Annotated in this window: 5 protein-coding genes; 4 read left to right on the top strand and 1 reads right to left on the bottom strand. The window is 58.0% G+C overall.

Annotated features, from left to right (window positions below; genetic code table 11):
- The first annotated feature begins 93 nt into the window (after positions 1-93).
- From H5U08_RS06785 to H5U08_RS06770, 4 genes are all read left to right on the top strand, one after another.
- Positions 94-1,116, top strand: coding sequence for a VWA domain-containing protein (locus H5U08_RS06785; protein WP_297031520.1), 1,023 nt, complete (start codon positions 94-96; stop codon positions 1,114-1,116).
- Between the two features lie 122 nt (positions 1,117-1,238).
- Positions 1,239-2,438, top strand: a complete 1,200-nt coding sequence (locus H5U08_RS06780; protein ID WP_297031519.1) for a hypothetical protein — start codon at positions 1,239-1,241, stop codon at positions 2,436-2,438.
- 394 nt (positions 2,439-2,832) lie between these two features.
- Complete coding sequence (locus H5U08_RS06775; RefSeq protein WP_297031517.1) at positions 2,833-3,327, top strand: hypothetical protein; 495 nt, start codon at positions 2,833-2,835, stop codon at positions 3,325-3,327.
- 82 nt (positions 3,328-3,409) lie between these two features.
- Positions 3,410-3,976 (top strand): elongation factor P, encoded by a 567-nt coding sequence (locus tag H5U08_RS06770; RefSeq protein ID WP_297031515.1) that lies wholly within the window; start codon positions 3,410-3,412, stop codon positions 3,974-3,976.
- Positions 3,977-4,107: 131 nt separating this feature from the next.
- Here H5U08_RS06770 and H5U08_RS06765 read toward each other — a convergent pair.
- On the bottom strand, positions 4,108-7,402 hold a 3,295-nt coding region (locus tag H5U08_RS06765), incomplete at its 5' end, for a secretin N-terminal domain-containing protein (protein ID WP_297031513.1).

Below are 7,402 nucleotides of genomic sequence, written 5' to 3'. Positions count from 1 at the left end.
TCTTTTCGGAGGCCGAGTTGGGCAGATTTTCAGAGCTTTAGCCGATCCGCGTTATAATAGCATGGGAGCTGTAACAAGGTTATTTCGTGGACGATGGTCACACCGAAAACAGGTCCGAGAGAAGAGACCGAAACCCTCCAGTCCCTGGGTGGAAAAAGGGGTCATCCCCGCTTCTGGTATTCGTTTGGGATTTCCACAGCTTTTCATGCGATCCTTTTTGCTCTTCTTCTTCTCTTGTTTCGGCCTTCCACAATTCATGGTTTGACGGACGAAAACGTCCGCGAGGTGGGGATTGCGCTTAAGTACCAAGACGGACCGCGGGATTACTACGTGGACGAATCGGGACAGATTGGCGAGGAACGCCAGGCCAGTGCGGAGGCTGATGCGGGGCGCCCCACGCTGGATGAGATCCTGCCCTCCGCGCAGGAAGTGGACGCTCACGTCCTTCCTCGAAAAGGTTTTCAGATTTTGGGACCATCAGGCCTGCCGGAGACAGGAGCGGGTCAGTTAGGGGGAAAAGAGGGCCTTTTTGCCGGAGGGGGTGGTTTCGGACGGCAACCGGGCCCCCCAGGGACGGCTTCCTTATTCGGAATTCGATCACCGGGTCATAAATTCGTTTACGTGTTTGACCGGTCGGGCAGCATGGGAGGGTCGGGACGAACAGCCCTCAGCTTCGCCAAGCGCGAACTTATCGCAAGCATTCAATCGCTCGACAAGACCCAACAATTCGAAATCATCTTTTACAACGAGCGGCCTACGCTGTTCAATCCGGCCGGCCAGCCGGGACGGCTGTCCTTTGCCACAGATGAGAACAAGTCGCGGGCGATTCGTTTCATTCAGTCCATCACGGCAAGTGGGGGAACTCAGCATGATGCCGCACTTCTGGCCGCCATTCAACTCCGACCGGATGTGATTTTCTTTCTGAGCGACGCCGACGAGCCACGGCTATCGGAAGCAAAATTGGAACAGATTCATCGATGGGCGAATGGCATCGTCATTCACGCCATCGAATTCGGAACCGGTCCCGAGAGTACGTCAGACAATTTTCTAAAACGGATTGCCAGACAGAATGGCGGCCAGTATGTGTACATCAACATCACCGAGGCCCTCCGCTAAACATTTTGCCTGCGTGGAACGTTCCGAAAGGCTTTTTTCGCAATCCGCCCCGCGTGCTGAAGACGTCGTCTAAAAATTTGTTTCCGGATGCTCCGCCTGTCCGAACGATTGCGATGACCATCATGCCACAGCAAGTTTTCGCAAGAGAGACCTTTTTCTGGTGTGCGCTCTTTATTCTGTCGTTTAACGCAGCGGCAGTGGCGGACGGGCCGATTTTGCCCTCGGGATGGAAAAGTCCATCTCAAGTTCGCGCCCAAGTCTGGCATGTCCTGCCCGTCGGAATGGAGACGGATTCCAGCACCGCCGAGAACACCGTGGAAGAATTTGTCGAGATCAGGGCAGGAGCAGGCCGGGTTCAACGCTGGCGGGGAGAGATTGTCAATTTTTCCGGAACGGGCTTGATTCTCAGGCTCACTGACGGCACGGAGAAGCATTTTCCGGTCGAAAAAGTTATCTCTTATTCACCTAACACCTCGGCGCTGTGCCAGCAGGCAATGGAGCGATTGTCGGAAGGTGCCGTCCGAGAAGCGCTGGATCTGCTTGTGCGTGCAAGGACGGTGGAACCACGGGAGTGGCGGCGTCGCGAAATCACCGCCCATATCGTGCGATGTTACCATGCGTTGGGGGATTATGCCCGTGCCGCAGAAGAGTTCGTCGATCGGTTGATCGCGCTGGACCCCCAGTCGCCGTTTGTCTGGTGTATTCCCCTGGCATGGTTTCCCGAGGAGACTGTGTCATTGGCCGGACCCCAAGCCAGAAATTGGCTGAACTCTGGTCCGGCATGGGTTCAACTGCTCGGAGCGAGTTACCTTCTCGATTCCCCTGCGTCTGCGCAAGCGGTGACAGTTCTCGAGAGACTGCGATCTGCAAGTGACAAAACTGTGGCCGTTCTTGCTTCGGCACAGTTGGGGCGGCGGGAATGGCAGGCTGTTCAGCCGGAGCAATTGCCTCAATGGGAAAATGCGATCGAAGGACTTCCCGACCGGTTGAAGGCCGGCCCATGCTATCTTTTGGGACTGGCCTGGAAGCAACAAAAGGCAATTGACAGGTCAATGGTGTGGTTTCTGAAGCCGCCCCTTTTGTGGCCGGATAACCGCCGCGTGGCGGCACGATGCCTGTGGGAAGCGGCCGAACTCGCCGGGAAACTGGCCGCGACCGTCCCCCCTGACTCGGGTGATGCGGCCGACTATCAGTACGAATATCAGACGCTTGTGAAAGAGCTTGTCCGGCGGTTTCCGGAAACCCCTTGGGCTGCACGAGCGCGGGCGGAAATCAGACCGAACGCCCCGAAAGATGGGTCGCGGTTGCCTGACGGATTATGAACGGTGTCGCACCCGCCACCAAAAGGCGAACGATTCTCACGTCCATTCTCCGCACCAGAGACCTTCTCCCGAGTCCCCAGGAGCTACGCATGAGCGGGTGTGGTGTGCGCGGGCTTGGCGTCCAGCGGAAGAGCCAAACTCGGTGGGGTGACGCTGGGCGACGATCCAAGTGCCGAACTGATCGCCGTGCCCGATTTGGCAAACTGTGGAGTATTTCCTAAAATGGAAGCTTTGGAACGAAACTTTTTCTCCGGACGTATCACACGGGCGGCCACCGGCGCTGGTCCTATTCGCGCGGGAGGGACGTGGGAAGCCTTTTCGGACCAATCCTGATCGGGGGAGCGGTGAGCGGGAATGGAAGGGATTGCGGTGCTCAACTAGCGGGGGTTTTGCCATGTCAATGTTCGAGGACAGCCGCTATCAATGGCGGGAAACGTGCTTCGTGTATTTTTCCCGACAGCGTCGGCCAACACTGGAAAGCGTGGTCAAAGCCCTCCAAGAGGTAGGCCCGCAGTATCAACTTCTCAACCCCCAGGCGGACGAGGAAGGCAGGTTCGAGTCCATTACGGTGGTGGCCCCGGACGCGTATTCCGCCATGGATATCTGCTACGTGGAGGGACCGGAGGTTCAGGAAGATGTCGAAAAACAGGTCAAGGAATTGAATTCCCCGGATCTGACACCGGAAGAAAAGCAACGTCTGGGAGCACTGCGCCATTGTGACGCCCGGTTCGATATCCTCCACTTCGAACAGTTGGATGAAGAGTGGGGCGAAGACGAGGACGAGCCGGGCGACCTCTTCGATCCGAGTGCCCTCATCGTCGTCCTGGAGTTGCTCACCCGGATGACCTCAGGGGTTGCCATCGATCCACAGTCGGGGATGGTCATTTAATAAACTTTGATGGGGCAAGCTGAGACAGAAACGGTACAGGATTGTTGGTCGAACCTCGAATATCAGGGAATCAGTACTGCCTATGCCACTGGCCAAGGATATCAAACGCGGGATGATTGTTACTTATCAGGAGGCACCGTGCTTGATCGAATCGGTGCAGGTTCAAACGCCGAGCGCGCGGGGAGCGGCCACACTCTACAAGTTTCGCGCACGGAATTTGATCACCAAGCAAAAGGTGGATATTTCGCTCAAAGGCACGGAAGGGCTGGAAGAGGCGAACTTTGAACGCCGACCGGTCACCTACATGTATGCCGACGCCCAGGAAGTACATTTTCTCGATTCGCAAGATTTCAACGAGTATGTCCTCCCGCGTGAGGCGCTCGAGGAGGAGCTCAAGTATCTCAAGGAGGGGCTGGAGGGCCTTTTTGCCATGATTTACGAAGGCCAGTGCGTGGGAATCCAGTTGCCGGTAGCAGTGGAATTGAAGGTGGTGCAGTGCGATCCGTACGTGCGTGGGGCATCGGCTACGGGTCGCACCAAACCGGCCGTTCTGGAGACCGGATTGGTCATCCAGGTGCCGGAGTATATCTCGGAAGGGGAAACTGTGAAAGTGGACACACGGAGCGGGGAATTTCTTTCCCGAGTGTAACGGTCCGCCCAATCGGGCAGGCTTGTGCCGCTGGAAAAGGTGCCGTCTCCTCGCAATGAACGTATCTAAGGACAGCTTACCCAGCGTGCGAACAAAGCTACGAAAAGGCCGCGCCGGTTACAAAGGACGCACTACCGCCCTCGACTGCTTCTGCTGGGGGTGAATCCACGACTACCCGACGACGAGAATCCGCGATTGCCGAACGGTGAGAAGCCACCAAAGGGCGCACCTCCGAATCCGCGAAATCCCCCAAAACTGCTCGGGAATGGGAACTGGGGACGGTTTGAGGAAGAGGAGGAAGTGCTCGACGTACTCGAGGTGGTGGTTGCGCCGCGGCTTGAAGTTCCTCCCCGGATTTGGACACCGCTTCCGAGCAAAGCAGAAAGGGCAGCGCTGACCGATTCCGCACTCGTCCTATGGAGGGTCACTACCTCCGTGGTCTCCTCCGAGTCGGTCATGGCCTTTTGATCGAGTTGTTCTACGAGCTGGCGAACTTCGTTGAGAAGTCTCTCAGGTGCGGAGACAATCAGGGAGTTCGTTCGCGTATCGACGCCGATCGACATCTTTTCCTGTTCCTGCTGCGGCTGGCTCCGTCCGCCCGATCCACCACGACCGCCCCGGAGGAGCTGGATGATTTCCTGCGGGCTGGGTGGACGATTGGCCCCCCCTGCCGTCACCAGTCGGTCCTGGTACACAGTCCGCAAGATTTGGGCGATCTCTTCCGCCTGAGTATTTTTGACCGGAATGATGACTGTTTTGGGTTGCACGGCAACATCCTGCGGACTATCCGGCTGATCCAGGACACGCAAAATCTCCTCGATCAATTGCAGGTCCTGGGGATAGCCCTGGACGATCAGGGCATTGAGTCTGGAATCCGGGGTGATCTGAACACGGGCGGTGGTCTGTGAACTGCTTGTCGAGGAACCGCTGGTACCCCCGGTATCGGCCCCGAGAAGGCTCCCCACCAGGCCTCCACCCAATTCTCCGAATGCAGCCCGGGCAATTTCGCCAATGAGCGAGCCGCCCGTGGAACCACTCGTGGTCAGCGTTCCTCCCCCGAGAATCTGATCGAGAGTGGAGGCGACGACCTCTGCCTTCGAATGTTTGAGATAGTACACCACAAGTTCAGGGGTCGTCTGTTGGGCAGCGGCCGTCTGGCTACTCACCATCCTTCGGACCAAATCTTCGAACTGATTGAGCGCTTCCGGATCCTGGCTCGCAATCACCAGACCTTCCGGCGTCACCGCGACGATGATGGGCGGTGCGCCGGTCCCTGCCTGTGAACCAGGTGTGTTAGCACCAGATGGCCCGGAAGGTGTAGCAGCCCTGGACTGGGGCACGGAACCGGGTGGGGGATTGTTGGCCGGGACTGAATGTTGTTCGCCAGCGGAAGCAGGCGGCTGGCCATTGCCGCCGGCCGGCTGTTCAGCCGGGGATGGCGATGCTGGCGTTGCTGACTGTTGCGTGGCCTGGGCAACCGATTCTGGCTGAACGGTGGTTTCAGCGGCGGAATCGCTCCCGGCCTCTTCAACAAGGGTCACTAATTGCGTTTTGATCCACGGTGTTGAGCGATACGGCCCTGTGACGGCCACGTCCGAGTCATCCCTCATATCAATTTCGTCCTGGTTCTGTTGCGGTCCTTCCCAAAAAGTAGATCTCGACCAATCACGATTTCTCTCCCGCTCTTCTCCACGATCTGGGCCGTCACCACGATCTCGATTCCAATCACCTCTTCGCTCGAAGAAGCCACCAGGCGGCCCCCAGCCCCAGGGACGGAAAAACGGCGGTGGCCCACCAGGTTGCCCCGGAGGTGCACTCCCCGGCTGGGGCTGAGATGACGGTGTACTGCTTCCGGACGAACCGGAACTCGACGACGTTGTGGCGCTGCTCGAGCTGGAGCTTTTGCCGCTACCCAATCCCAGCACCAGACGCCGGGCCGGCACGGCAGCTAACGGAAGCGGTATCCGGGTCGATTCGATTCCGTTAGACTGGCTTGCCTCGCCACCGCTATTTGCCCCCGGGGTCGATCCCTGAGACGAGTTGCTGTTCGTTTCCGAAGGAACCACCGACCGGATGATTTGAAGGCGATTTCCGCGAAATTGCGGCCAAACCGTCTGTAACTGATCGAGAACGGCCTGAGCGGTGGCTGCATCCATCGGAATGGTGCGCATCAGGTTAACCGTGCCCGGCTGCCCATCCGCGCTCGGTTCGCCCATTTTGACCAGGAGTTGCTTGATTTGCTCAATCTGGGTCTTTGTGCCCCTTACGAGGAGCATTCGGGTGGTAATGTCGGCGTCCACAGTAGGGGCATTAGGGGCAGGAGATTCAGCACTGCCCCCGAAGAGTTTGTTGATGGCCAGAACGGCCAGTTGTGGATCGACGACGCGCAGGGGAATCACCTCGACCTGTCCCACTTCGCCCTGCATTTGCTGAAGCGTCGCCCGAATTGTCGCGTGTTGTGCCGGTCGCGCCCAGGCTACAAGCGCTCCCGTCTTCGGGTCGATGGCGATGCGCACATCCGGCATTCCCGCAAGCAGGGTTTGCAGCACCTGCAGAACCATCTGAGGATCGGCCGAGGTGATGGGATACACTTCCAGTTGAGGCGTGCTCTCCAACCGACTTGCCGGGCTTTCAGAGCTCGGATCCAATGCTTTCAGCACCTCCGCGAATCGGTCCAGCATTTCGGGAGTGCCTGTCACCAGGATTTTGCTGCCGCTGGGATCCAGCGCAAATCGCAGAGAACCATCGGGGACGGCCGTTTGGTCGGGAGGGATCTGGAACATCTGGCGGATGATACTCAACACCTGATCGACCGTGTAAGGATTGATCTTGAACGTCCGCACCGTTCCCGTGGCCGCATCGGGGTTTTCAATCGCCTCGATCATCCGTCGAATCGTTTTCAGTCGGCCGGCCGTCTCCGTGACGAAAATTTGCCGGGCTTTGGCCAGAACAACAACGGACCCCTGGGGCCCAAGTAGTTTTTTGACTTCCTGCTCGGCTTCTTCCGGCGTCATCTTGCGGAGCTGGAACAGGCAACTCACCATCTCGTAATCACCGCGGGAATCCAGTTCTTCTGGCGTGACGCGATCAACGAGATTGGACGGAACGCCGTCTTCAATGTTGAGAAGCATGAGCATCCGCTCCCGCCGGATGAGGACGTAGCCTTTTGTCAAGAGCACACTGTTCAATAGATCAATGGCCTCGGCCGGGGTGAATTCGTGATCATCCACGTAGTTGAACGTTCCCGGCGGCGGAGCATCCATGACAAGGGACAAACCCGCCTGCTGGGCAAGCCACTCCAGGACGTCCTTCCACGGCTGGTAACGGAAATTGAATCGCAACTTCACGTCCCGCGGCGGCAATTGCGGGAATTGACTCTCCTGCGTCGGCGCAGGTGGCTGCGCTGCCGGGGGCGACTGAACTGTG

Origin of the sequence: Thermogutta sp. (assembly GCF_014359955.1) — a bacterium.
Lineage (GTDB): Bacteria > Planctomycetota > Planctomycetia > Pirellulales > Thermoguttaceae > Thermogutta.
The sequence above is the reverse complement of the archived record's forward strand: the minus strand, read 5'-3'. Positions and strand labels throughout refer to the sequence as shown.